The organism is Acetobacter sicerae (genome assembly GCF_011516765.1).
GTDB lineage: Bacteria > Pseudomonadota > Alphaproteobacteria > Acetobacterales > Acetobacteraceae > Acetobacter > Acetobacter sicerae.
The window spans coordinates 1-24,593 of sequence record NZ_JAAABN010000021.1; the positions used below are offsets into that span (position 1 = coordinate 1).

27 protein-coding genes and 1 tRNA gene are annotated in these 24,593 nt (G+C 57.3%); 19 read left to right on the forward strand and 9 right to left on the reverse strand.

Translation table 11 applies throughout. The features are described from left to right. The first annotated feature begins 190 nt into the window (after positions 1-190). From GVI59_RS15650 to GVI59_RS15695, 11 genes are all read left to right on the forward strand, one after another. Positions 191-379 (forward strand): hypothetical protein, encoded by a 189-nt coding sequence (locus GVI59_RS15650; RefSeq protein WP_173575034.1) that lies wholly within the window; start codon positions 191-193, stop codon positions 377-379. A 916-nt stretch (positions 380-1,295) separates the two neighbouring features. Beyond that, complete coding sequence (locus GVI59_RS15655; RefSeq protein WP_242013155.1) at positions 1,296-1,502, forward strand: helix-turn-helix transcriptional regulator; 207 nt, start codon at positions 1,296-1,298, stop codon at positions 1,500-1,502. Continuing rightward, the gene (locus GVI59_RS15660) at positions 1,499-1,717 is read left to right on the forward strand and encodes a hypothetical protein (RefSeq protein WP_173575035.1); all 219 of its coding nucleotides are present in this window, start codon (positions 1,499-1,501) and stop codon (positions 1,715-1,717) included. Before GVI59_RS15655 ends, GVI59_RS15660 begins: the two co-directional genes overlap by 4 nt. Then, complete coding sequence (locus tag GVI59_RS15665; RefSeq protein WP_173575036.1) at positions 1,717-2,232, forward strand: hypothetical protein; 516 nt, start codon at positions 1,717-1,719, stop codon at positions 2,230-2,232. The genes GVI59_RS15660 and GVI59_RS15665 overlap by 1 nt, the downstream gene beginning before the upstream one ends. Before the next feature lie 276 nt (positions 2,233-2,508). Further along, entirely contained in the window at positions 2,509-2,826 is a 318-nt protein-coding gene (locus GVI59_RS19120) for a hypothetical protein (protein WP_242013156.1), read from the forward strand. Continuing rightward, complete coding sequence (locus GVI59_RS15675) at positions 2,819-3,592, forward strand: terminase large subunit domain-containing protein (RefSeq protein WP_173575037.1); 774 nt, start codon at positions 2,819-2,821, stop codon at positions 3,590-3,592. Before GVI59_RS19120 ends, GVI59_RS15675 begins: the two co-directional genes overlap by 8 nt. Positions 3,593-3,599: 7 nt before the next feature. Continuing rightward, positions 3,600-3,920 carry a hypothetical protein gene (locus GVI59_RS15680; protein ID WP_173575038.1) on the forward strand — a complete coding sequence of 107 codons (321 nt, stop codon included), beginning with the start codon at positions 3,600-3,602 and terminating at the stop codon, positions 3,918-3,920. After that, complete coding sequence (locus tag GVI59_RS19125; protein ID WP_242013157.1) at positions 3,920-4,066, forward strand: hypothetical protein; 147 nt, start codon at positions 3,920-3,922, stop codon at positions 4,064-4,066. Before GVI59_RS15680 ends, GVI59_RS19125 begins: the two co-directional genes overlap by 1 nt. Further along, the gene (locus GVI59_RS15685; protein ID WP_242013158.1) at positions 4,041-4,643 is read left to right on the forward strand and encodes a hypothetical protein; all 603 of its coding nucleotides are present in this window, start codon (positions 4,041-4,043) and stop codon (positions 4,641-4,643) included. Before GVI59_RS19125 ends, GVI59_RS15685 begins: the two co-directional genes overlap by 26 nt. Next, entirely contained in the window at positions 4,640-5,122 is a 483-nt protein-coding gene (locus GVI59_RS15690; protein ID WP_173575039.1) for a RuvC family protein, read from the forward strand. Before GVI59_RS15685 ends, GVI59_RS15690 begins: the two co-directional genes overlap by 4 nt. Continuing rightward, complete coding sequence (locus tag GVI59_RS15695; protein ID WP_242013159.1) at positions 5,119-6,327, forward strand: hypothetical protein; 1,209 nt, start codon at positions 5,119-5,121, stop codon at positions 6,325-6,327. The genes GVI59_RS15690 and GVI59_RS15695 overlap by 4 nt, the downstream gene beginning before the upstream one ends. A 133-nt stretch (positions 6,328-6,460) precedes the next feature. On the opposite strand, the gene GVI59_RS15700 is transcribed toward GVI59_RS15695, so the two are convergent. From GVI59_RS15700 to GVI59_RS15715, 4 genes are all read right to left on the reverse strand, one after another. Then, a tRNA-Ser gene (locus tag GVI59_RS15700) sits at positions 6,461-6,552 on the reverse strand. 104 nt (positions 6,553-6,656) lie between these two features. Further along, a complete protein-coding gene (locus GVI59_RS15705) occupies positions 6,657-7,220 on the reverse strand; it encodes a hypothetical protein (RefSeq protein ID WP_173575040.1) in 564 nt (187 codons plus the stop codon). Positions 7,221-7,387: 167 nt separating this feature from the next. Then, positions 7,388-8,737, reverse strand: coding sequence for a purine-cytosine permease family protein (locus tag GVI59_RS15710; protein ID WP_173575041.1), 1,350 nt, complete (start codon positions 8,735-8,737; stop codon positions 7,388-7,390). A gap of 48 nt (positions 8,738-8,785) precedes the next feature. After that, positions 8,786-9,625 (reverse strand): SDR family NAD(P)-dependent oxidoreductase, encoded by an 840-nt coding sequence (locus tag GVI59_RS15715; protein ID WP_173575042.1) that lies wholly within the window; start codon positions 9,623-9,625, stop codon positions 8,786-8,788. A 98-nt stretch (positions 9,626-9,723) separates the two neighbouring features. Here GVI59_RS15715 and gmk point away from each other — a divergent pair, with 98 nt between their 5' ends. The 4 genes from gmk (at position 9,724) to cbiB (ending at position 14,686) form a co-directional block, all read left to right on the forward strand. Continuing rightward, a complete protein-coding gene (gene gmk / locus GVI59_RS15720; protein ID WP_173575064.1) occupies positions 9,724-10,374 on the forward strand; it encodes a guanylate kinase in 651 nt (216 codons plus the stop codon). An 8-nt stretch (positions 10,375-10,382) separates the two neighbouring features. Beyond that, positions 10,383-11,819 (forward strand): bifunctional D-glycero-beta-D-manno-heptose-7-phosphate kinase/D-glycero-beta-D-manno-heptose 1-phosphate adenylyltransferase HldE, encoded by a 1,437-nt coding sequence (gene hldE, locus GVI59_RS15725; protein WP_173575043.1) that lies wholly within the window; start codon positions 10,383-10,385, stop codon positions 11,817-11,819. A 416-nt stretch (positions 11,820-12,235) separates the two neighbouring features. Then, positions 12,236-13,435, forward strand: a complete 1,200-nt coding sequence (locus tag GVI59_RS15730) for an iron-containing alcohol dehydrogenase (protein ID WP_173575044.1) — start codon at positions 12,236-12,238, stop codon at positions 13,433-13,435. 258 nt (positions 13,436-13,693) lie between these two features. After that, positions 13,694-14,686, forward strand: a complete 993-nt coding sequence (gene cbiB / locus GVI59_RS15735) for an adenosylcobinamide-phosphate synthase CbiB (RefSeq protein WP_173575045.1) — start codon at positions 13,694-13,696, stop codon at positions 14,684-14,686. A gap of 161 nt (positions 14,687-14,847) precedes the next feature. Here cbiB and GVI59_RS15740 read toward each other — a convergent pair whose 3' ends face one another. Then, complete coding sequence (locus GVI59_RS15740; protein ID WP_242013160.1) at positions 14,848-15,624, reverse strand: class I SAM-dependent methyltransferase; 777 nt, start codon at positions 15,622-15,624, stop codon at positions 14,848-14,850. Between the two features lie 88 nt (positions 15,625-15,712). Here GVI59_RS15740 and GVI59_RS15745 point away from each other — a divergent pair, with 88 nt between their 5' ends. The 3 genes from GVI59_RS15745 to GVI59_RS15755 all read left to right on the forward strand — a co-directional run bounded on the left by GVI59_RS15745 (position 15,713) and on the right by GVI59_RS15755 (position 18,935). Continuing rightward, a complete protein-coding gene (locus GVI59_RS15745; RefSeq protein WP_173575047.1) occupies positions 15,713-16,528 on the forward strand; it encodes an AraC family transcriptional regulator in 816 nt (271 codons plus the stop codon). Positions 16,529-16,661: 133 nt separating this feature from the next. Continuing rightward, entirely contained in the window at positions 16,662-18,095 is a 1,434-nt protein-coding gene (locus tag GVI59_RS15750; protein ID WP_173575048.1) for a cryptochrome/photolyase family protein, read from the forward strand. Between the two features lie 138 nt (positions 18,096-18,233). Continuing rightward, positions 18,234-18,935: a pirin family protein gene (locus tag GVI59_RS15755; RefSeq protein ID WP_173575049.1), complete on the forward strand. Its 702-nt coding sequence runs from the start codon at positions 18,234-18,236 to the stop codon at positions 18,933-18,935. Positions 18,936-19,040: 105 nt separating this feature from the next. Here the strand turns inward: GVI59_RS15755 and GVI59_RS15760 are convergent, their stop codons facing one another. After that, positions 19,041-20,477, reverse strand: coding sequence for a glycosyltransferase family 2 protein (locus tag GVI59_RS15760; protein WP_173575050.1), 1,437 nt, complete (start codon positions 20,475-20,477; stop codon positions 19,041-19,043). A gap of 368 nt (positions 20,478-20,845) precedes the next feature. Between GVI59_RS15760 and GVI59_RS15765 the strand changes: the two genes are divergently transcribed. After that, entirely contained in the window at positions 20,846-21,655 is an 810-nt protein-coding gene (locus GVI59_RS15765; protein ID WP_173575051.1) for a creatininase family protein, read from the forward strand. A gap of 20 nt (positions 21,656-21,675) precedes the next feature. On the opposite strand, the gene GVI59_RS15770 is transcribed toward GVI59_RS15765, so the two are convergent. From GVI59_RS15770 to GVI59_RS15780, 3 genes are all read right to left on the reverse strand, one after another. After that, positions 21,676-22,002, reverse strand: coding sequence for a hypothetical protein (locus GVI59_RS15770; protein ID WP_242013161.1), 327 nt, complete (start codon positions 22,000-22,002; stop codon positions 21,676-21,678). 49 nt (positions 22,003-22,051) lie between these two features. Then, positions 22,052-23,548, reverse strand: a complete 1,497-nt coding sequence (locus GVI59_RS15775; RefSeq protein ID WP_173575066.1) for an efflux transporter outer membrane subunit — start codon at positions 23,546-23,548, stop codon at positions 22,052-22,054. Between the two features lie 100 nt (positions 23,549-23,648). Next, positions 23,649-24,560, reverse strand: a complete 912-nt coding sequence (locus GVI59_RS15780; RefSeq protein WP_173575052.1) for a biotin/lipoyl-binding protein — start codon at positions 24,558-24,560, stop codon at positions 23,649-23,651. Positions 24,561-24,593 lie beyond the last annotated feature (33 nt).

The window sequence follows — 24,593 nt, forward strand, 5'->3', positions numbered from 1 at the left end:
TGGTCGTGAAGAATGGTTCGAGCGTCAGGCTTACGAGTTACCGAATGGGGACAGTGTGGCGGCCATGCTGCCCTGGTCACCGCCTGACGACACCGTGGGGCTGGAGCAGCGAGTGACGATTGAGGCGGATATTGCCAAAGGAAGCCCTCTTGGCCCGTGGAGCCCGCGCCTGACTTAAGAAGATCGCTCTGTGCGCGTTGTGTTTGAGCGGCACGGCGTCTCTACTAAGAAGGCGCAGCAGGAATTCCTGAACACGCTGAAAAATAACGGCTGGGAAACGGCTGAATTCAAGAAGCCCAACCGCATGGCCGCAAAAGGACTTCGTTCGCCTGACGGCGCTCCTCTTGGAGTGGATTGGATGGATAAAAACGATGGATGATGACTCGTGCGTTTCTCGTGCAAAAGTCGTGCGCACGACTAGTGAGGGAACCCTATAGGGAAATGCGTACTCGTGCGCTCATTCCCTGTCGTGCGGTTCCCGTGCATTTCTCGTGCAGAAGAACTCACGTGAAGATGGTCCAAATCTGGACTATGTGAGGACAGCTCCCCAAATCAGGAGAATGGTTTTCGCAACCGTCCGAATTTCAGACGAAGGGTCGTTTTTGGAAACGAGACCCAGATGGCTCAGCTCTGATCCATCCTGAAGGGTTGAATTGACCCTCAACCTCTCAAAAATCGACTGAACGCGCGCCTGCGCCTGCGCGTCAAAAAGGTGCATGAGATGGTCAGCTTTAATTCTTGCCACGGCGGCTGAAATTGGAAGCACGGCGTTAATCGCAGAAATCTCCCAAAGCCCAGATATGGTCTTTGGCGCGGTGGCGGAAATTGGAAGCAGGATCTCCGTAACGAAGATGCAGACCGTTCCTCAGATGTGAGGAGCGAGAATTGCCGGGAAGTCGGTAGTTTTTTTCGCCCTAGAAAGAACCAACCAATGGCCAGCCGAATACTTGTCGGACACTCCCGCCAGATCGAGCGAAAGCAGGGGTTCGGTTTCTATGTTATACTCCAAATTTCACCAGTAAAACCGCTGAAAAAAGCCATATTTTAAGACGGAAAACAGTCTCACCCCTCTTTTTGCCCCTCTTAATGTCACATCAAACTGCAAATCGAACCTTTGGGACGCGTTTGCCGTCAAATCGGCCCTGAAATACACATTATGGTATATCTGCAATAATTTGTGATATTCGTCCAGATTATCTCGGCGTATCTCTGCATATCAGTGCATGTCTACACGATAATTTAGTAATTACGGAACAATATACTCTTTCGTATTCTTTTATTGCATTGTGATACTCATGAATACGCCCCCAGACACTTCTGTCATGCTGAACACGGAGACCGCAGCCCGCCGAATTGGTGTCAGTGCTGTGACCCTTCGTCGGATGCTGAAGGAGGGCAAGGCTCCGCCATCAATCGTGCCGGGAAGGCGCAAGCGCCTATGGCCTGAGGCAGCCCTGATCGAGTGGGTGCGTTCCCGAACAACAGAGGAGCGTAGCCAGTGAGCACGCTTGAACAACTGGCCGCACAGGCCGGACTGAAAGACACGACCCTCCTGCAATGCGTTCGCACGGACCTGCCGCCAGTGGGGCAGATTGCGGACCTGAAACAGCGTTATCCCGCCGCATTCCCGGCTCCGTTTGATGCCCGGACAGCCACGAAAGCCGATTACGAAGCCCGTCTGAAAGAGATGGGGTATCGTCGACGGAGTCCGATGTGATGCAGACAGTGACTGAGGAAAAGCCGATTGAGGTTCTCGTCCGGGAGATGGTCGAGGCCCATGCTGCCGCCCGCAGTCGTAACGGTGTGCCGTGGCAGACGCTGGACGGTATAGTCATGCGGGTTCGGTACGCTGCCAGCCGCTACAACGACACCGGAGCAAACCCGAACAGTCCTGAAGATCGTCGTCAGAAGGAACACATCCGCCGCGAGGTGGAGCGTGTGATGCAGGAGTGCATCCGCTGGCGGAACATGCCGCATCAGGACATTGGCCGTGAAGCCACGGTGGCCCTTGCGCCTGCTTCGCAGCCTGTCGCCACACTAGCACAGACCGCCCGGCGTCTGCTTGGCGAGTTCTCCCAGCGCGGCATCCGCCTCGAAGTGGGGTCCAAAAGCCGCCTGAGCGTCCGTCCAGCCCATCTGCTGACTGATAGCGACAAGGCCAGCCTGAAGGCCTATCGGGATGACATTGCAGCGGCATGGCTGGAACAGAATCAGGTGTGGATCGTCGAGTGAAATCGCCCGTCGAAAACGCCCCCTGAAACGTCGGACGAAATTACCGGCGAAATTGCCGTTCCGGCGGCCGGCGCGACGAAAAGATCAGCGGCCAAAAGAGGACGTCCGTGCAGCATCTGCACCCACCCTCTGGCACGTGACATCGACCGGGCGCTCATCAACCCGGATACCTCCTGCTCCTCGGTTGCAGAGGCGTTCCCCGGCGTCACGGCTCGCGCCCTTCAGAGACACTACACAGACCATCTTCTGCCACGGCTGGAAAAGGCGACCGGGCTGGTGTGTGAAGAGATCGAGCCGACTCTCGGTATTGTCGCCCAGCTTGAAGAGCTGCGTGGCCGCGCCATGGCGCTCCTCGACCGGGCGGAGAAGGCAGGCAAGCTGAAGGATGCCATCGCCGCCATCCGTGAAGCCCGTGGCGTGCTGGACAGTCAGGCCCGTGTGACGGGGGAAGGCTCCCGTACTGGCGTGCAGATCAACATCGTCAACGCGCCCGGCTGGACGGTCGTGCAGGGGAGCATCCTGTCCGCACTGGCGCCGTTCCCGGAGGCGCGGGCCGCCGTGGTGCAGGCATTGGGGCAGGTAGCCGATGGCTGATCTGGCTCAGGACATGGCCCGCGACATCCGGCACGGTCTCGATCCTGTGCTATTCGCCCGCGAGCGGCTGGGATTTGAGCCCGATCCATGGCAGGGCAGCGTCCTGAACTCGACCAGCAACCGCATTCTGCTCAACTGCACCCGGCAGGCGGGCAAGACCAGCACCACTGCCGTGCTGGGGCTTCATACAGCGATGTATCAGCCCAATTCCCTGATTTTGCTTTTCTCCAAGGCCCAGCGCCAGAGTTCGGAACTGCTTGCCAAGGTTCACGGTCACATCAACACGATGGAAGGACCGCCACGGCTGGTGAAGGAAGCGGCGACCGAACTGAAGCTCACCAATGGCTCGCGCATCGTCAGCCTGCCGGGTGACGGCGACAGCATCCGTGGCTACTCGGCGCCGAACCTGATCGTGGAGGATGAGGCGGCGTTCGTTCACGACAGCCTGTACGAAGCCTTCCTGCCGATGCTGGCGACCAGTAACGGACGGCTGGTGCTGATGAGCACGCCCAACGGCAAGCGCGGCCATTTCTATCATGCCTGGGCTGGTGGAGATCCGAAGTGGCAGCGGGAGAGCGTCACCGCCCTTCAGGTGCCCCGCATCAGCCCTGACTATCTCGAAGACATGAAATCTGAATACGGGCCGCACAAGTTTGCTCAGGAGTTCATGTGCCGGTTTGTCGAGGCTGACGACCAGTTCTTTTCCGATGAGGCCATCGAACGGGCGTTCTCCCGCGACGTGCCTCTGCTCGAACTTAATTTCTGAGGCCACAATGGCAGATATTGCAGATCAGATCGCTTCTGTTTCCGATGATCCCCCCTTTCTGACGATGGCGGGCAATCTCATCAAAGGCACTTCATGGGCCTTGGTCAGGGACAGGGTGACGGTGAAGGTCGTGAGGACCAACGCGCCGGACAGACACCCCTTTCAGAGGATGGAGGGGGTTCCCGACAAGCCGTTACTCTCAGGGAGCCATGTGCCTGAGACTGGGTATGCCGTGGTCAACGTGACCGGGCATGAAGATTTCACCCGTCCGGGTGTGCCCTGCGACCAGTGGGGCAACATGCACCCCAGCCATGGCACACATTTCTGATGGGTGTGATCTCACCAGGCCACAAAGTCGTCGAAGATCGTCGCGTCATCACCGAGGGGCATCTGGATGGGTATTCCATCGGGCTCGATCTGGGAAAGTCGCAGGATTTCACGGCCATCTGTGTGGCGGAAGTCTTTTCTCTGTGAGCGTCAACGCTGGCAGAGACTGCAATTCGAGCCGCTTGCCCAGATCGTGCAGCGCCGGGTGACGTGGCGCTACCGTATCCGCAACGTGCATCGTTACCCCCGTGGCACATCCTACCCCGACATCGCCAGATCGGTACGCAATGTCATGGGACAGCTTCCGGCGGCTTCTGTTCCTCCCGCTCTCTTCGTGGATCGGACGGGTGTTGGCGCTCCGGTGGTCGATACCATGCGTGAAATGGGGCTGGCGCTTGTCGGCGTGTCGATCACCGGCGGCGCGAAAGTGAACAAACCGAACCCCCGCGAGGCGAATGTGCCGAAATCGGTGCTGGCGTCCGCGCTGGATATTGCCTTTGCCGAGGATCGTCTCGAACTCACATCGCAGGCCAGCGCGTCTGAAGCTCTGAAATCTGAATTGCAGGGCTTCAGAGTGAAGAAAACGGCGCACGGCAATGAGACGATGGAAGCGTGGCGTGAAGGTATCCACGACGATCTCGTGCTGGCCACGGCGCTGGCGGTCTGGGGTGGTGAACAGCGCATCCGCCCGCGACCGCCCGTTCAGTGGAGTATGGGCCGATGACTATCGCCACAATCGACCCCGGCAACAGTGGGGCCATCGCCATCCTGTCCGATGCTGGCGACCTGATCGAGATCTTCGACATGCCGACTGTGGCCGTCACAGTCGGGAAGAAGCAGCGCAACGTCGTGTCCGCCCCGTTACTGGCGACGATGCTGAGGGCGCACGACCCGACGGAGATATGGCTTGAGAAGGTCTCCACCAGACCGGGCGAGGGTGCCGTGGGGGCTTTTGCGTTCGGTCGTGGCGTTGGCGTCATCGAGGGCGTGGCAGCTGCCCTTGGCAAGCCTCTGTCCACCGTGACGCCTGCCGTCTGGAAGAAGGCGACCAGATGCCCTGCTGACAAGGGCGGAGCGCGTGCCAGAGCGATGCAGCTTTTCCCAACCGCAGCCGACCAGTTCAAGTGCGTGAAAGACGATGGGCGGGCAGAGGCCGCGCTGATCGGGGTTTATGTGATTCAAGAGACAAGGAAACAGGCATGACTTCATCTGACGCCCTGACAGATACTCCCCCAATATCTGACGAAAACATCAAGGTAACGGCCATCCGTAAGCCTGATGTGTGGTCCATGCCTCGTTGCCGGTTGCTTGTGAACGGAGCCGAGCGGAGCGGTTTTGGCGTTGTTTCGTTCAATCTCCAGTGCACGAGGTATGCCCGTTGCGACACACTGGATATGACGGTGGGGTTCGACACGACCGCAACGCAGCCGCCTTACTGGTTTGACGTGTTCCCACCGGAGCAAGGGAAGACGCTGCCGGACATTGAAGTCCAGTTGCAGATGCGTGACGCTGAGAAAGATGGCGCGCAGTGGGTCACTGTTTTTCAGGGTGTCCTTGATCACGTCAGTCTCCAGCCGCATCGCGGGCAGGTTCAAACCCAATGCCGAGATTACCTCGCCAAACTGATGGACATGCGCGTTCAGGAGGCGTGGCTGAACCTGACCGGCCCGGAACTGATGAAGGCAGTCATCACAGCGGCGGGGTTGACGCCCGACGTCCAGTTTTCGTCCGGCATGGAAGGCCAGTTCTGGCAGATCGAACACAAGCGTCAGTCCTCGCACGGGCAGACGCGATTTCAGACAGCATTTGATCTGGCGCGCTATGTTGCGAATGGCGCGAACTGCGACCTGTATGCGGACGGCAGGACGATCGTTTGCAGGCCGTTCCCGTCTATGCCGTCCGCTGATGCCAACACTCCGAAGATCAAATATATCCCCCCCCGCGACGTTGGATTTCCGCAAGCGCCAGTCATAGACCTAAGCCTTGAGCGAGATTATCAGACTGCGAAAGGTATCGTCGTCCATTGCATGTCATGGGACAGCAAGCAACGGATCAAGTCTGAAGTCTATTTCTCGGCTCTTGGCCCTTCCAAGAAGAACGCGCTCCAGAACGGCACACTCCATAGCTTCCGCTTCCCGGGACTGAAGCAGGACCAACTCGAGGGCAAGGCCGAGGCTCTTTACAAGCAAATCGTCGCTCACGAACGCACGATCAGCCTGACTATCCCGGGCCGCATTCATCTTGCTCCGAGACAGTTTCTCACTCTCACCGGCACAGGCACGACATGGGATGGCACGCGGGACGTGGACGCTGTGACGTCATCGCTCGACTGGTCTGGCGGATACACGCAGACCGTCACGCTGCGGACGCGGGACGCATCGGATCAGGAGGGTGGTGAATATGACTGATTTGGTTATCAAGGGGTGATGCAGAGGGAGTTGCCCCTCTTGAAATGTCAGTCCGCAAGAGGGACAACATGCAGGGCTAGGTCTTGCCGTTTTCTCGTAATTCTTTGATTATATTGGATAAAAATTAAAATTTTGGCGGAGGGGATGGGATTCGAACCCACGATACGCTGTTAAGCGTATAACGGTTTAGCAAACCGCCGCCTTCAGCCTCTCGGCCACCCCTCCAAGCACTGAGTCAGTGCGTTGCGGCGGAAACTACCTTGTTCTCTCTCAGCAGTCAATTCCGGATGAGCGTGGAGAACGCCTCAAAAACATTCTCCATTTTGCTATCATTGCGCCTGAGCGGGCTGATTCCCCATCTGCTGCAGCAATGCCCTTACGGCGTCAGGGTTCTTTTGCAAGAGAGACACATTGCGTGGATTGAGCCGGGGCGCATCCTTGGCGTCAGCCGTATGAGACGTCACCGCATACGTAATGCCGAAGGACGTGAGACCCATGACAAACTGGCGGGCCGTAAAACCCTGTGATTTGAGAACCGGCTGAATGCCCTGCACCGATTCAACACGCCTGATCGTATCATCCAGAGAAATATGTCCCTCCGGCGGAGGCGGCTGCAAACCCGCATCCTGCAACGCCTGCAGGGTCGTGATCATCCGTGGCAGAAAATCATCCGGCAACTGATACGAGGCAGCGACCTGCACATCCTTGCGCATTGCCGCCATTTGCGCCGCGTCCGGTGCGGGAGGCTGCTGAAAATCGCCTGATTGCTGGCCTTCCTGTGGTTGGCCTGAATAAACCTGCTGAGCTCTGGTTTCCGTGCTGGCAGTGAGCGCAACCGCCGCTGACAGCAGAAAAACAGACCCAATTGTCCTGAGCGAATAGCGTCGTTCCATCACGTTCCATCTCTTCCTGTAAGCTTCAGCTTCCAGCGATAGCCATGCTTCGAGACATGACGTCCGCACCAACATAGCAGAACCTTATTGACCGATCATGGCACGGATACGTCATTCCCAAAATCGCTGATGATAAAATCCTCACCCGCGAAAGCACGCAGCCGGACCTACTTTTCGCGTCCCGCCGCATACCACCAGCCCGCGACAAGAAATCCGACATAATATCCAATATCGGCGCCCCCCAGCCAGCGAGCAACCGGTCCCGTGTAAAGCGAACTTGTGGAAAACAGCAGCACAGTCAGCACTGAAGTCACCACAAAAATTGTCGCCCCACGTTTCCACCCGGCAGGCGGTCGTAATACCTGCCCATATACCGCCCGTGCTGCCGAATGACCGCCTGTGAGATACCAGTCCGCCAGTACGATCCCGCACCACGGTGCGATCCAGTACATCGTCACCAGAAGATAATCCGTATAAAGCGTCGCATACCGCCCCGCCCCGGCAACCGCCAGCACGTATCCAAGACTGGCCGTGATGATCGCCGCCGCGACGCGTGGCACATGGATCCCCGCCGAGATCAGACTGTAACTCGCCGTATTATCGTTGAACGAGTTCCCGGCAATCGACGACAGCGCAATCGCAGCGAGCGCCAATGGCCCAAGCGGCCCCATGGCGTGCTGCAAACTTGCAATCACTGCCGTCGGGGAAGGCTCGGCGATGCTCGCCGCCGTGAGAAGACCCAGGATCTGGAACGGCACGGCCGACAGCAGCAGCCCCGACAGAGCAAGCGCCACCACCCGCTTCGGATCCGAGTTCGCTGGCAGATAGCGGGTGTAATCCGAGGAATAGGTCGCCCAGGACAGGTTGAAACTGACCAGTATCCCGACCGCCAGCAGAAACGTCGCCAGCCCGACCGGATGCGTCACCTGCACGACACCGCCTCCCCTCACCGCAAACGTCACGCCGATGATCGCAAACACGACCAGCAACATACCGCCGAGATATTTCTGGAGCGCCTGCACAACGTGATGGCCATAGATGGACGCCACCATCTGAATCGACGCCAGCACACCCAGCGCCAACCAGAATGGCGTCGGCACACCCGCCAGCATCAACAGACTGACCAGCGCCGCCGCCGCCGGCACATTGTTCACCGCGTCCCATCCGACGCAGTAAATCCAGTTCAGAAAAGACGGCGGACGAACGCCGATTGTCCCCAACGCCATGCGTGAGGCTTCCATCTGGGTCAGACCCGTCGCCGGACCGATCGCCGCCGCCAGCGCCACAGGCAGGGCGCCCACGACATTGCCTATCAGAATGGCCAGCAAGCCCATCCTGAAATCCAGTCCAAGACTGACCAGCAGCGCGCCGGTCACCCACCCGCCGGGACCAAGATTCGGCGAGAAATGACTCCAGAAAACCCGGTCCATCGCCATCGTCTTGCGCGCGGCGGGCACGGGCTGACAGACGGACGCCGCCGAAAGGTCTTCCATCAGGCCAGACGGTTCAGACGACATTCTCAACACTCCGAATCACAATGACACCACGACAGGTGTTGAAAACAGCTATCTGTCTGAAGATTTCTGCACGACCGGCATACTGCCCGCAGCGCCCGTCGGCTGGTTCTGATAATACCGCTCCGACAGGCCGATCGGCAGCAGATCCATCAGACGCGACCCCGCAGCAATCCAGCGAGGGAACGTGATCCGCCGCCTGTTTTTTTCCAGCCCCGCCATGATCCGCTCCACCGCCTCGGCTGTCTGCACAAGGCCGGGCATCGCGAATTCGTTCGTCGCCACCATCGGCGTGTTGATGAAACCACAGACCACCGAACTGAGCAGAATACCATCCTGCTTCAGATTGCCCCCCGTCGCCACCATGAAGCGATCGACCGCCGCCTTGGTTGCGCAATAGGATGGTGTGCCGGGAAAGGAGACCAGTCCGGCAATCGAGGAGATCGCCGCGATCCGACCACGGAAACCGTCAGACGCCACCGGCTGACGGCGCATCACGTCAATGGCGGGGAAAATCGTATTGAGAACGCCATTCACATTAACGTCCACCATACGCCGCACCTGATACTCGGATTCGGATGGCGCTCCTTTTTCACCGGGCTGGTCATGGACCCCGCCAGTGATCCCCGCACAGGCCAGCACCACATCAAGCGATTCACCTGATGAACCGATGCCTTCAATCACGCTTCGCATTGCCGGAGCATCCGTGACATCCAGTGCGTGGACAAAGACCTGCGCTCCCAGTGCTTCCGTGCGGGAAGCCGTGTCTTTCAGCCGATTTTCGTTGCAATCAATGAGATGGAGCGTAACCCCCGGACGGGCGGCACGCAGGGCGAAACCACGGCCGAGCCCTGAGGCGGCTCCCGTGATGAGAAGAGAATCCTGTTTCATAGTCGCCCCATTAAGAACCTGCTGCTAAAAGGTCGCAACCGTCCTCCCGAAACAATCGGGAGAAACGTTCGATACGGCAGGGAGGCATGAACGCCGATATGACACGCACCGGAACGACCGTCCCGTCGCCCATCACGCGGCGAGGCGTCTGCCTTGTCATTTCCGCCCCGTCCGGCGCCGGAAAATCCACCATCGCCAATGCCTTGCGCGCCGCCGACCCCCGCGTGAAACACTCCGTCTCCATCACCACCCGCGCCCCGCGCCCCGGTGAAACGGACGGTGTTCATTATCATTTCCGCTCCATGGAACAGTTCAAGGAAATGGCCGATCAGGGCGAACTGCTGGAATGGGCGTCCGTATTTGGACGGGGCTACGGCACGCCGCGCGCCCCCGTGGAAGCCGCTCTTTCCGCAGGGCAGGACATGGTGTTCGACATCGACTGGCAGGGTCATCGCCAGATCCGGACCGCGCTGCCCGATGATGTGGTGAGCCTCTTTGTCCTGCCCCCTTCCCTCGCCGAACTGGAACGCCGCCTGACAGGCCGCGCCTCCGATGCGCCAGAGGAAATCAGGAAGCGCATGGATGCGGCGCTCGACGAGATTTCCCACTGGGAAGAATTCGACCATGTGATCGTCAACGCGGAACTTGACCGCGCCATCGCGGAAACACAGGCCGTGCTGAACGCCGCCCGCCTCCGCACCACACGCCAGACCGGTCTGGCGGATTTTGTCGCCAGCTTCTGGGGCTGACGCGCATCATGGATTTCTCGAACATCACCGTTCTCTGTGTCGGCGACGTCATGCTTGACCGGTTCGTCTATGGCGAGATGGAGCGGATTTCACCGGAAGCCCCGGTTCCGGTCCTACTGCTGAAGGAACGGCGCGAAATGCCGGGCGGCGCAGGCAATGTCGCCAGCAACATCATCTCCCTCGGCGGTCAGGCCATCCTGATCGGACTGGTGGGCGAAGATGAGGCTGCCGTCATTCTCCGCAATGCCCTGCGTCTCCGCACGGGTGTTTCCGAAATGCTGGTCGCCAGCCCCAAGCGCCCGACGATCTGCAAGACCCGCTTCATCGCCTCCCACCAGCAGGTCGTGAGAGCCGACGAGGAAAGCCGGCAGAAGCTGCAACCCGAAGAAGCCGAGTTGCTCTGCCGCGCCATCGACGCAAGGCTGGATGAGGCGGACGTCGTCATTCTCTCCGACTATGGCAAAGGTGTTTGCGACAGCATGGTTGTCCGGCATCTGATCGGGGAAGCGCGTCTGAAAAACATTCCTGTCTTCGTTGATCCGAAAACGTCTGACTTCCGGCATTATCGCGGCGCCACCTGCATCACTCCCAACGCCAAGGAACTGATCGCAGCGTCCGGCATTTCCGGCACGGATGACGCCAGCGTGGAGCGCGCCGCCCGCAAGGTGATGGCGGAAGCGGAAGCCGACGTTATTCTCGCCACCCGTTCGGAAAAAGGCATGATGCTGGTTCCGGCGCACGGAGAGGCTGAAACTGTCCCGGCCCGGGCACGGGAGGTCTTCGACGTCTCCGGCGCAGGCGACACCGTGATCGCCACCATGGCGCTAGCTGTCGGGTCCGGCATGTCTTTCGGCCAGTCCATGCGCGTCGCCAATGCTGCGGCGGGTGTGGTGGTCGCCAAACTGGGCACAGCCACCGCTGATCTTGGCGAAGTAACCCGTGAGTTGCAGGCCCAGAGTTCGTCCATTGATTCACCGCATCTGCTGACGTTGAACGAAGCCAGACGACAGGTTGAGGAATGGCAGTCACAGGGCCTGACCGTCGGCTTCACCAATGGCTGCTTCGACATTCTGCATCCTGGCCACATCAGTCTTCTGGCGGCGGCGCGGGCGGAATGTGACCGACTGATCGTGGCGCTGAACGATGATGACAGCATCAGGCGTCTGAAAGGCGAAAAACGGCCAATCAACACCCTCGCCAATCGGGCCGCCGTAATGGCCGCCGTCCGGTATGTCGATGCCGTTGTGGCGTTCTCCGAAGATACGCCGCTGGAAATCCTCACGGTCCTGTTGCCCGATGTTCTTGTGAAAGGCTCTGATTACAGGCCGGAGGATGTCGTCGGGGCGAGAGAGATTATCGACAATGGCGGCCGTTTGTTCCTTGCCGACCTACAGGCTGGCCATTCGACCACCGCCACGATCGGGCGTATTCTGACAGCAGAATAATCCCTTTCTTCCGCAGTCAGGGTTCCTCTGGTCCATCACAGATGAGTGTTTCTCAACCTGTGAGTGAGACCGCATGACATCGTGACACACCGAACCCGTTGCTCGTGAACGTGGGACGAATGTGGCTGGCTGATTATTCTCACCCAAAATCCGCTCACCCGTCACGGCTGAATTTCAAGCCCGTTTTAGGCATCTGATCGTAAAATCGTACGAAATCACCGTTTTTTACCGGAAAAATGCGCCATAAAAGCGAGTTTAAACATGCATCTTGTTTGCATGTTTAAACTCGAAAGACACATTTCAGACCATTCCGAACAATCTCCAGCGATCAATGTGAAGTTCGATTATTACGATTTTACAACCAGAACACCGGGTGCATTAATTCTTCCAAACAGCGCCGTCTGGAGAATATCCGAATGTCCGAACAAACCGCCTACTGGGGGTACCCCACCAACATTCTTCTGGCTTCAGGATGTTCCGCCGAAGCTGTGACATGGTGCGGCAAAGCCGGACGGAAGCGCCCTCTTGTCGTGACAGATCCGGGAGTGCGGGCACTTCCCTGGTTTGAAAAACTCACGACAACACTGCGCGCCGCTTGCCCAGACCTCGTCATTTTCAGTGAAATTCACGCCAATCCGTCACTGGATGAAGCCAGAACTGGCGCAAAGTTTTTCAGAGACGGCGACCACGATTCCATTATCGCAATCGGCGGCGGAAGCGCCATTGACGCCGCCAAGGGCATCGCTCTTGCCTCCCAGAATCCTGACTACCTTGAACAGTTCGAATGGTCGCAGGCCATGGCGCAGTATCCGACGCTGGCCGATTATCCGAAAGCCGATCTGCCTCCGTTGATTGTCCTTCCGACAACCGCAGGCACGGGCTCGGAACTGAGCCGTGAGGCCGTGCTCGTTGACTCTGATCTGCATATCAAGAAAGTCATCACCCACGCAGAGCTTCTGGCGTTCTGTGTTCTGCTTGATCCTGATCTGACGGTCGGTCTTCCTCCCGGCCTGACGGCCATGACGGGCATGGACGCTCTCGTGCATCATATCGAAGCGCTCTGTTCGCCTCTCTTCCATCCCATGTCGGAAGGTATTGCACTGGAAGGCATCCGCCTTATTGCGCGACACCTGCCGAAGGCATTCACCGACGGAAGCGATCTGACAGCACGATCCGGCATGCTGACAGCCTCCGCCATGGCAGCGGTCGCGTTTCAGAAAGGGCTGGGTGGCGTGCATGCTCTGGCGCACCCGATCGGAGCGCGCTTCGGGACGCATCACGGCCTCCTGAACGCCATCCTTCTGCCCTACGTGCTGCGCGCCAACCGAAACGCCATCGAACCGCAGATGAACCGTCTGGCCCGCATCCTTGATCTGGATGGAACAGGGTTTGATGCGGTTGAAAGCTGGATTCTGTCACTCCGCAGGAACCTGAATGTGCCGCACGACCTGCATGCGGCCAGTCTGACCGAAGACGCTGCTGAATGGGTCGGACAGCAGGCGGTCGCCGATATTTCCTCTTCCGAGACCAATGCCCTGCCGCTGAACGCCGAACAGTATGCTGCGATCTATCGGGCCGCCGTTCGTGGCCGCCTGGAAGACGTGACGCCTTTTTAGGGGGCAGTTTCACCGTCCCTGCATGTGACCACAGAACGGACGGCTCCGAGGCAGCCGCTTCCATCATTATCCACAGATTCTGAGGATGGTTGTGTGAACAACCCTGTGGATAGCGGGTACAGATCTCCACAGGCAATGGGGATGAAGATGCTGCACGAAGAGAGCATTTTGCAATCAGGAGGAATGCAGTAAAAAGCCGCCTTCCGTTCTCTCCAACAACCTATCATCCTACGTTTTTACTTGGGACAGAGTGCAGTCATGCCGTTTTTTCCTCTCACTGCATTCGTGGCGACTCTGACTGAGGGCCTGTTTGGCTATCCAAAGCGGCTATATTCCGCCATACGGCACCCCGTCATGTGGCAGGGCGCATTGATCTCGATGCTTGGACGCCGCCTGAACCGTCCCACTTTTTCACGCCACAAAAGAATTGCAACCGGAGCCCTCGCCACCGGGATTCTGACTGCGGTTCCTGTCGGCCTTGCGACTCTGGCTGCGCGAAGCTTGCGCCACTCCCCAATAGCCTGCGGTCTTCTGGCGAGCAGTTGTCTGGCGCAGCGTTCCCTGCACGAGCATGTCGAGGCTGTCGCACAGGCGCTTGAAGACAGGGGGCTATCAGAAGGACGACAGGCCGTTTCCATGATTGTCGGTCGTGACACCAGCGCTCTGGATGAAGCCGCTATCTGCCGCGCCACCATCGAGACGCTGGCGGAGAACTTCTCGGACGGAATTGTCGCTCCTGCTTTCTGGTGCGCTCTCGGCGGTCTGCCGGGAGCCGTGTTTTATAAAGCCGTCAATACGGCCGACAGCATGATCGGCCATCGCAACGAGCGCTATGAAGCGTTTGGCAAGACCGCCGCCCGACTGGATGATCTCATCAATCTGCCTGCATCCCGCCTTTCCGCATTCTGGATTATTGCCGCAGCATTTTTCACAGGGCAGGACTGGAAAACGGCTTTCCGCACCATCAGGCGCGACGCCCGTCATCACCGCTCACCCAATGCAGGCTGGCCCGAGGCGGCCATGGCCGGAGCCCTCGGCCTGTCGATCGGTGGTCCGCGTCTTTACAACGGCACGCTCGCCAATGTGCGCTGGATCGGAGAGGGCCGTCAGGAGGCGACGCCTGCCGATATTCGCAGGGCTTTGGAATTGTATCGTGCAGCATGTGTTGTGCAGAGTGGTGCGCTGCTGGCGTTATTTTTCCACTTACACTGGTACAGAAAAAACAAATCCCGGAACCAGAAGCTTCATTAACAAACGGCTGCATCTCTTACAAAAACAACCGGTTTGAACAGACGAACGAGAAGGGCTGCCTCTGTGTGAAAACACACCAAGCCAATCCGTTTCTCAATGCAACGACTGCCTATTGCTGGGCACGCCACTCCTGTTCCAGACAAAAGCATTCGCCTTCTTCGTTATGGTGCAAGCTTATTTTTTGTCCACGCCACAATTGAGATTGGGAAATAGAAGCGAATACCGTCTTCAGCCTCCCATGCTCCCATTCCCAGATGATCCTGTCCGCTTGCAATATCCTCCGCAAACATTGCCTTCAGGGCAGAGCAATCTTCCGGAGCGACCTGATCCTGCAAGCGAGACTCAAGACGATACGGATGTGTCATCACAAGCGACAGATCTTCCTCTCCCCCTAACGCGAGTAACTGCGGCAATGTCAGAGCCGAGGTATGGGAAGGATCGCGCAAGGTTTCCGCACGGTCATATCCTTTCTGGCATTCAGGGGCCGGTGTAGCGTCAATGACAATAACCCGACCTCCGGGACGACAGACGCGCACCATTTCCGCCAGAACTTTTCCAGGGTCCTGCATATGGTGAAAACTGTAGCGCGTCACAACCCGGTCAAAGCTGGCGGTATCAAATGGCAGATGCAGCGCATCGCCCGTTTGATACTCCACGTTCACTCCCATGCTGTCAGCCCGCTGGTGCGCCTGATTGATCATGGCTGGTGTCAGGTCGATACCTGTTACCTGCGCACCAGACCGAGCCAGTTCACACACGACAATTCCCGGTCCACAGGCGACATCAAGTACTTTCATGCCTTTACTGACCGAGCACGCATCGAGTGTCCGCTCCATGCTGTCCGCTTCAGCATGAACTGGCAGTTCAGCAAACGGTTTGGCCCAACGCGTAAATTGCGCAATGACCCGGGCATTATGAGCTGAGAAAGCATCCGACATCTTCATTCCTTTCCTGATGGGTTCAGGATAAAGACGAGACGACTGACCGGCTAACGCGATCCGGCCATAAATCAGCGGATACCGGCCAATGAAGACCCTTACAGCCAGCGAGACCCGAAGCGTTCTGATCGAAAACAGGCTGGATCGTTCAGGCAATCCCGGTTTTGCGTTCCGAAATCCTCCTACGTCCATATTCTACGACTGGCACGAACATCCCTGTCACCAGATCACCTACGCCAGACGCGGCACGACACAGATTGAAGGACCGGATGGCCGTCATCTGCTGCCCACCGGGCACGCCATATGGATACCGGCCGGAACACGCCACCGAACCATGATCCGCAATCTGGACGGGGTATCCGTCTATTTTGACCCTACGCATTTTCCCGCTGGTTTCGCGAAGCATATACAGACATTTCCGATGGCTCCTCTGTTGCAGGAAATGCTGTTTCATACCCTGCGCTGGACAGCAGGACCGGCAGAACAGACGCCTCTTGCCGCAAGTTTTTTTCATACTCTTGGCTTATTATGTCTGGAGCAGATGCAGGCGGGATCTGGTCAGTTCTTCACACTGCCACGCGCCTCCCATCCCTCCGTGCAGCGCGCCATGGATGCGGCTCTTGTCAGTCCCGGTCAGGCAAGTCTGGCGCAGGCCCTGCATCTCGCAGGAATGTCGGAGCGCAGTTTCCGCCGTCATTTTCATGCGGAAACCGGCATGACATGGCAGGACTGGATCACACAGGCCCGCCTCTTCCATGCTGCAACACTGCTTGGAGAAGGCCAGCGTGTGACGGATGTTGCGGTCGAGGTGGGATATGGATCACTCAGTGCATTTGCAAAAGCATTTACGCATCAACTGGGAATGTCTCCTGTCCGCTACCGCAAAGCGCAAACGGACCATTAAACGATCGCGTCAAGACGACCTAGCTTCTCTCTCAGCCAGCCTCTTGCGACAAGAATCTCTAAAGAGCACTGGCATGAAAACAGTATCCGTCCGATCCCTCGACTCATATCCTCAACGACGATAAGCCGGGAGCATGCTGACCTCCCCTACCATCATCTGGTTCCGCGAAGACTTCCGCCTCGCTGACAACGCGGCGCTTTCCGCAGCAGCGCGGGACGGCTCACCAGTCCTCTGCATCACCATTCTCGAGCCGGAACCGCCGCAGGGCGCGGCTCATGACTGGTGGCGGGATGGCGCCATCCGTGCACTGGATGCGGCGCTACAGGAAAAAGGCGGGCGGCTGCATGTCCTGCGCGGCAAGGCGGAAGACCTTGTTCCGGCGCTTGCGAAAGTCTGCAAGGCCAGCGCCGTGCACTGGAACCGTCGCTATGATCCGGCAGGTCGCTCCATCGACACCGCGATCAAGACCCAACTGAAATCTCACGGGACAGAACCGCACAGTTTCCCCGGCGCGCTGCTTCACGAACCGTGGACCATCAGGACACAGGCCGACAAACCGTTTCAGGTCTTCACCCCGTTCTGGCGAGCGGCCCGCAAGCTGGGAGATCCGCGTCCTCCCCTTCCCATTCCGGACACACTGACTTTCGCTCCTTTTCCAAAAACAGACCAGTTTCACTGCCTGAATCCGGAAAAGTTTAATCTCCTTCCCATGTCGCCAGACTGGGCGGCAGGTTTTCGGGAAACATGGGAGCCGGGCGAGAAAGCAGCCCACGAACATCTCGCGCTTTTTGCCGAAGATACTCTGCGAGGCTACAGCGAAGAGCGGGACTATCCTGCCGCTGAAGCCTGCTCCCGCCTCTCGCCTTACCTGCGCTTTGGGCACGTCACGCCAGCCCAGCTCTGGCACGCCACCATGCAGGCTAACGCTTCCGCTCAGAATAAGGATAAATTCCTTGCCGAACTGGGATGGCGGGAATTCGCCTGGTCAATCCTGTTCGAGCAGGCAAATGTCGCAACCCGATCACTCCGGCCGGAATTCGATGCGCTGCCGTGGCGCACCGATCCCAAGGGTCTGAAAGCCTGGCAGAGTGGACGCACCGGCTATCCGCTTGTCGATGCCGGTATGCGCGAACTCTGGCATACCGGCTGGATGCACAACCGTATCCGCATGGTCGTGGCGTCCTTTCTGGTGAAACATCTTCTGCTTGACTGGCGGAAAGGCGAACGCTGGTTCACGGACACGCTCGTTGACCATGATCCGGCCAGCAACCCGATGAACTGGCAGTGGAATGCCGGCACCGGCGTCGATGCCGCACCGTTTTTCCGGATCATGAACCCCATCCTGCAATCCGAAAAATTCGATGCAGATGGTGACTATATCCGCCGCTGGGTGCCTGAACTTCGGCGTGTCCCGACGAATATGATCCATGCGCCATGGGCTGCGGATCAGGCAGCACTGAAAGCGTGCGGCGTGACTCTGGGACGCGATTATCCTCACCCCATCATCGATCACAGACTGGCGCGGGAACGGGCCTTGTCCGTGTGGAAAAGCTTTCGCGGAAACTGAACGAACAGACTGCCCACTTTCGGAAACGATCCCTTTCCATCCCTTCTCTTTGAAGAAACACCCTAAAGCGCCATGTCTTGTTGCAGACAGGCGCACCAACGGGTGACGCCTCCACTCCTCGGAAAGGGAGAGTTGACCATGATTGAAGTCAGACCATTCGCCGGACTGGGCGCCGCCAACCATGGGTGGCTGGATGCACACCACCACTTCTCTTTCGCCAGCTATCATGACCCCGAACGCGTTCACTGGGGCGCACTGCGGGTCTGGAACGATGACGCCATCGCCGGGAATACCGGCTTCCCGCCGCATCCGCACCGCGACATGGAAATCATCACCTATGTCCGGACAGGGGCCATCACGCATGAGGACAGTCTCGGCAACAAGGGCCGGACGGAAGCCGGCGATGTGCAGGTCATGTCCGCAGGCACCGGCATCACCCACGCGGAATATAACCGCGAGGATGAACCGACCACCCTGTTCCAGATCTGGATCATGCCGACGGCGCGCGGTCACAAGCCGCGCTGGGGTTCCCGTCCGTTCCCCAAAGACGACCGTGCCGGTCAGTTCATCACACTGGCCTCCGGCAAGGAAGGAGACGGCGAGGCGCTCTGGATCGGTGCCGATGCCCGCGTGCTAGGCGCGACCCTGAAGGCAGGTGAAAGCGTCACTTATGAGACCAGCAAGGAGCGTTACCTGTATCTGGTCTCGGCAAAGGGTGCGATCACCGTAAACGGTATGGCCGCCGCCGCCCGCGACGGTGTGGCCATCCATGACGAGGACCGCGTCACTGTCCACGCGGTCGAAGACGCGGAACTGGTGCTGGTGGACAGCGCACCCTGAGTGTTTTGTTGCTGATGGTCTTCAAAGATCATCAGCTTTTTACGTCATTCACCGGGAACACCAACAGATTACAATTCACAAACTTTTTTACAAAACATAATGGTTTCATGAAAAATCTGGAAAACCATAAACCTCAACCTGATCCAGATTCAGGTAATCCGGCTCTCCGTTTACCACCACCCGCATAAAACGTGCTTTCACTCCGGCATCAGAAAGCCAGATGAAAGGCGTCCCATCAATTCCACCGAATATTTCAGGAGAGTTGTGATGATAGAACTCATTCCAGTTTTCTCCATCAAGAGATGAAAACAGGCTGAAGTGACACATACGCTCCAGAGCGACATCGAGACGATTAAAAATTCTTATTTCCTGTATACAGTTTACAGATCCCAAATCAATTTGCCACCATGGCTGCTCTTCCTTCTCAGTATGAGCCTGTGACCGACCATTAGGGCGACGGTTAATAAGATTCTGGGAATCTGCTTCTGCTCCCCAAGGGTGAGCCGATGAACTTTGTAACGTTTTACAATTCGTCGAAATCAGCGGCCATTGGGATGCAGGGAAAGGCGAAGTTTTCCATGCTTTATCGGAGAGATATTTATGCCAATAGTCATGAAGACCATAGTCCTCCACAGCATTTGTTAAAAGATGGAAGTCAGATCTTTCTTCTTCAGACTTGTCCCCCCACATTTTTTCTGCAGCATAATCTCCGTGTAAACCACGCTTCACACGAAGATCAAAATCCTCATCAGATTTAATATTAAAGTGAGCAATAAAAGCTACATCAAGGATACGAAATTTCCTATCGCCATCATTCAGCATTCCCCATGCCGACCAAGGAAAATTATCATAATAACCCGCCATATCTTCTCCAAGAGTATTGCGGCATATCAAATTTTTATTTAATCCAGTATAGTCATGCTGTATTGGATGGTTGTTATTTTCAAAAAATTCCTTGTATGGAAATGTTTTTGACTTTATCAACACCTTAGTGAATGGCGTAACTGTTTTTTCTCTTTTTGTATAATTAAGAAGCACACTTCCTACCGGCCTTGTTTTATGCCCATTACTACCAAAACTACACCAGTTAATATAAAGAGCATCCATATTAGAGGGAAAACTCTCAATGAATTCTCCCAATAATTCGCCCGATCGTATAAAGAAAAACTCATCTATATCAAGAAACATCATCCATTCTGTTTCATGAATATAGTTTCGTGCAAAATGAAAATACATCTGAAACTGAAGACCCTGAAATGGATAATGAACAAACGTCACAAAAGGCTCATTTCCAGTCAGAAAAGGCAAAACTGCCTGATACAATTCAGCAGGATCATCGTCATTGCAATAAAGATAAACATGCTCGATCCCGATAGATCGATGATAGGAAAGCCATTCGCTTATATAACGGGCTTCCCACCGTGCGCACGCCGCCAATGAAAAGCGATATTTCGGTTCCGGCCATCGACCATGATTTTCTGCCACAACGCGGGGAAGCGATGAATATGAATTAAGATTATTTTTATCTACAAATGCACTCATGATAACTCCTTGCCTACAAACCCTTAACTCGCTCTCACCACTCTATGAGATAGAAAATCAGAAAAACATTTATACTATATGATCCAACAAAAAAGTCTTATTTTGGTTATCGGCCTCTTTCTTTACAAGAAAGAGGTTAATTTTTGGATTGCGTCCTGATACAGAAAAAATATTTTTACCAAATCATGTAATGGCAACCTATTAAATTTAGTCTATGCCCTTGCGACAACACCCCAAACCCGTTTTGTTCTGGCAACACAATATTTCATTGATCTTTCTTTACAAGGAGAGAAATGAGGATTTTCCATATACTTGCGCCCTCTCACCGACCGCTATACCCAACACATGATGTCATCCGAGGAGGCTCCATGTTCCGCTCCCGCTTTCGCGCCGTCACCGCCGCTGCAATTCTCATCGCCCTGACCGGAACCGCCGAGGCAGCCCCACAGGTCGAACTGCAACGCCTGACATGGACGGAAATCCGGGATGCGCTGAATGCGGGCTACAACACCATCATCGTACCGGTTGGTGGCACGGAACAGAGCGGTCCTTACATCGCGGTCGGCAAACATAACGTGCGGGCGCAGGCTCTGGCGGACCGGATTGCGCATCAACTCGAGAACACACTGGTCGCGCCGGTCATTGCGTATGTCCCGGAGGGCAACACCTCTCCCCGCACGTCGCATATGCGTTTCCCCGGCACGATCAGCGTCACGCCTGCCGTGTTTGATGGTCTGTTGAAATCAGCCGCCGAGAGCTTCCGGGTTCAGGGGTTCAGGCTCGTCGCCTTCATCGGCGATCATGGAGGATACCGTGCTGAAATGTGCAAAACCGCGGCACAGATCAACCAGAGTTGGTCCGGCACCGGAGCACATGCGGCCTGTATCAACAGCTATTACACCGTCATCGCCGGGACCTATGACGACACTCTCCGTCAGAAAGGTCTGGGAGCGGCTGTCGGCACTCATGCCGATCTGAGCGACACGTCCCTCATGCTGGCTGTCGATCCGTCAATGGTCCGGACCGCAGCCCTCCGCAACGCCCCCAAACCCACGACGGCAGATGGCGTTTATGGCGGCGACCCGCGTAGCGCGACGGCGGAACTGGGAGAAATCGGCGCTGACATGCAGGTCAACGCCGCCGTGAAGGAAATCAGGGCGCTACAACAGCATCCCTGACAGACAGCGGGACGGGCGTATCAGGCTCCGTCCATGTTTTCGATATCATCGTCCGGCAGACCAGGATCATTCTCCACCGGTTTGCGGAGCAGAAAAAATGCCCCCGCCACACAGAAGATTCCAACAAGCACCGGCAGACGACGCAACAGCCACACAGGCCATGAGTCGGTATCATCAGGATGAATGATGAGGGCCCATCCATCAATGATGATCAGTGTGAAGCCGCCGAGGAAGCCCGCTCCGATCAGGATGAGCCGTCGAAGATAGTTTGGTTCGCCTGCCATCAGTCTTGCATGACCTCTCTGGTCCAGCCCTGTCAGGACGCGGGGCGCATCCTGGGACGACATGCGTTGCATACTGTTACTGCCACTGCAACGCACGAAAAAAGGCTTCAGTTTACTGCTGGAACGCCCGCGCCCAGATATTCTGTGTTTCCAGAGACACCGGCAGCGTCGAATTGGTCAGAGCATTTCCACGCCAGCCAGCACCGATGGCCGTATAGAGATTGACGGCGTCCCGCAGACGCTCAAGACGGGACAGCGCTTCGGCGTTCTGCGCGTTCAGCGTCGCACGCTCTTCGGTCAGAACATCCAGAAATCCGATCAGCCCTGCGCCATACAGCTTGCGCGCGCGATCACGGGCCAGCGCAGTATCCTGAGCCGCCTTTTCCAGTTTTTCCTGATACTCCATATCGTCATGCCAGGCCGCCATGGAGTCCTCGACTTCCTTGAAGCCGTTGAGCACCGTCTGACGATAGTGCAGCCGTGCCGCTTCCGCCGCCGCCTGCGTCGCCCGGATGGTGGAGGTGTATTTGCCGCCATGCATCAATGGCAGACTGGCCATCATCAGGAACTGCCAGCTCATGCCATTGACCTGAAAGGCCTGATACATCGCCGACGCATTCGGGTTGAATGTCAGAGGCACGACAAAGTGCGGATAAAGGTCTGCGACAGCCACGCCGATTTCCGCCGTCGCCACTGCATATTCCTTTTCCGCCATGCGAATGTCAGGACGATTGGCAATGACAATCGACGGCAGCGTTGCCGGGAAGGACGGCACTTCCGGCAGCGGCCGGACAACCTTGAGTTCTTCCTCCAGTTCGCCAGGCATCTTGCCGGTCAGCACGGAAATGGCGTGCGCCACCTGCGACACACGGGTCTTGAGCGGTTCCCGCGCGGCAATCTGGGAATCCATTTCGGCCTGCGCCTGCGCCGTCTGAAGGGTGTTTCCCACGCCCTCCAGATACAGACGGTTGGTCAGGTCCAGACTTTCCTTCGCGACCTTGATGTTGTCCGTGGCGATCTGGATCTGAAGCTGCGTCACCCGCAGCAGCATGTAGTCATTGGCCAGTTCTGACAGCAGCACCATCAGCAGGGCGCGACGACCTTCGACAGTCGCTTCAACCTGATGTTCATGGGCCTCGACAGCGCGACGAATGCGCCCGAACACATCGAACTCCCATGTCGCGGAAGCGCCATAGGTCAGCATCGACGCTTCAGGATGGTTAGCCGGATTGCCGGGACGCAGGGGCCAGTTGTCGATGTTGAGCGAATACCGGACGTCGCCGCCGCCCATGTTGCCGTCCATCTGGGGATACCATGCGGACGCCGCTTTGTCGCGGAGGGCCTGCTCGGCGAGAATCCGCTGTCCGGCTTCCAGCAGGTCGTAGTTCCCCTTGACGGCCTCCTCGACCAGCTTCGTCAGGATCGGATCATTGAACTTCGCCCACCAGTCGGTCATTTCCTTGTTGGTGCGCTCGATCTCTTCTGGCGTCGCCGGCTTTTCCTCGGCCGTTTCCGCAAAACCCGCAGGCAGCTTCATACGATCCGGCTGGAAGGTCGGCCCGACGGTGCAGCCCGCAAGAATGGACCCGCTGACCAGCAGCGTCAGCATCCGTTGCCAGACACCCCGTCTGCCACCGTTTTTCGCGCAACCGGAGGAAACCGGTACGGTTTCAGAAGCTATCATTATCCCCATGATCCCGTTGTACGCCTTACAGGTGGTCTTGCAGCCAGGTGGTCAGCTTGCCGCGACGGCTCTGAGATTCAGGCCCGACACTGATTGTCGCTGTCATGCCTGCCGCCAGCGTCACGCCTTCAGGCACATAATCGAGATGCACACGAACCGGAATACGCTGCGCCAGACGCACCCAGGTGAAGATCGGGTTCACGTCCTGCAGTCCAAGCTTGTCCGGATTGCCGTTGGTGTCGTTGATACCGCGGGCGATCGACACGACATGGCCGGGGACGATCTGCTTGTAGCCCATCAGCTTGACGCGGGCGACATCCCCGACATGCACGCCCCACATCTTCGTTTCCTCGAAGTAACCGTAAACCCAGTAGGAGTCGGAATCGATCACCGCCAGACGGGCCTGCCCCGCCGTGGCGTAGTCACCCACACGCAGGTTCAGGTTGGTGATGAAACCGTTCACCGGAGAGTAAAGCACCGAACGCTGAAGATTCAGTTTCGCCACATCGAGCGCCGCACGGGCCGCGTCAACCGCCGCGATCTGCGTCGCCACACTGGAGTTGAAGACCTCCTGCTCTTCCGCCGAGACGATGCCGCCCAGTCCCATACGACGCTTCGCATCGTTCTGCTTGAGCTTCAGGTCTTCGAGAGCGCCGTCCAGACGGGCCTGCGCCTCGCGGATAGCCAGACGGAAACGCACGGGATCAAGCACATAGAGCGGATCCCCCTTATGGACATACTGGTTGTCCACCACAGGAACCTGCACCACCGTGCCGGAAACTTCAGGCGCCACGTCCACAACATAGACACGCACACGACCGTCACGGGTCCATGGCGCAATCATGTAGGTGTTCCAGAGAGTTACCCCAAGTACAATGGCCAGCGAGACGACTGCCAGGGTCAGGATCACTCGGATCAGTGTGCGAAGCAGTGGCATGGCTGTGACCTGAAAACCTTATGTTCGTGGAAG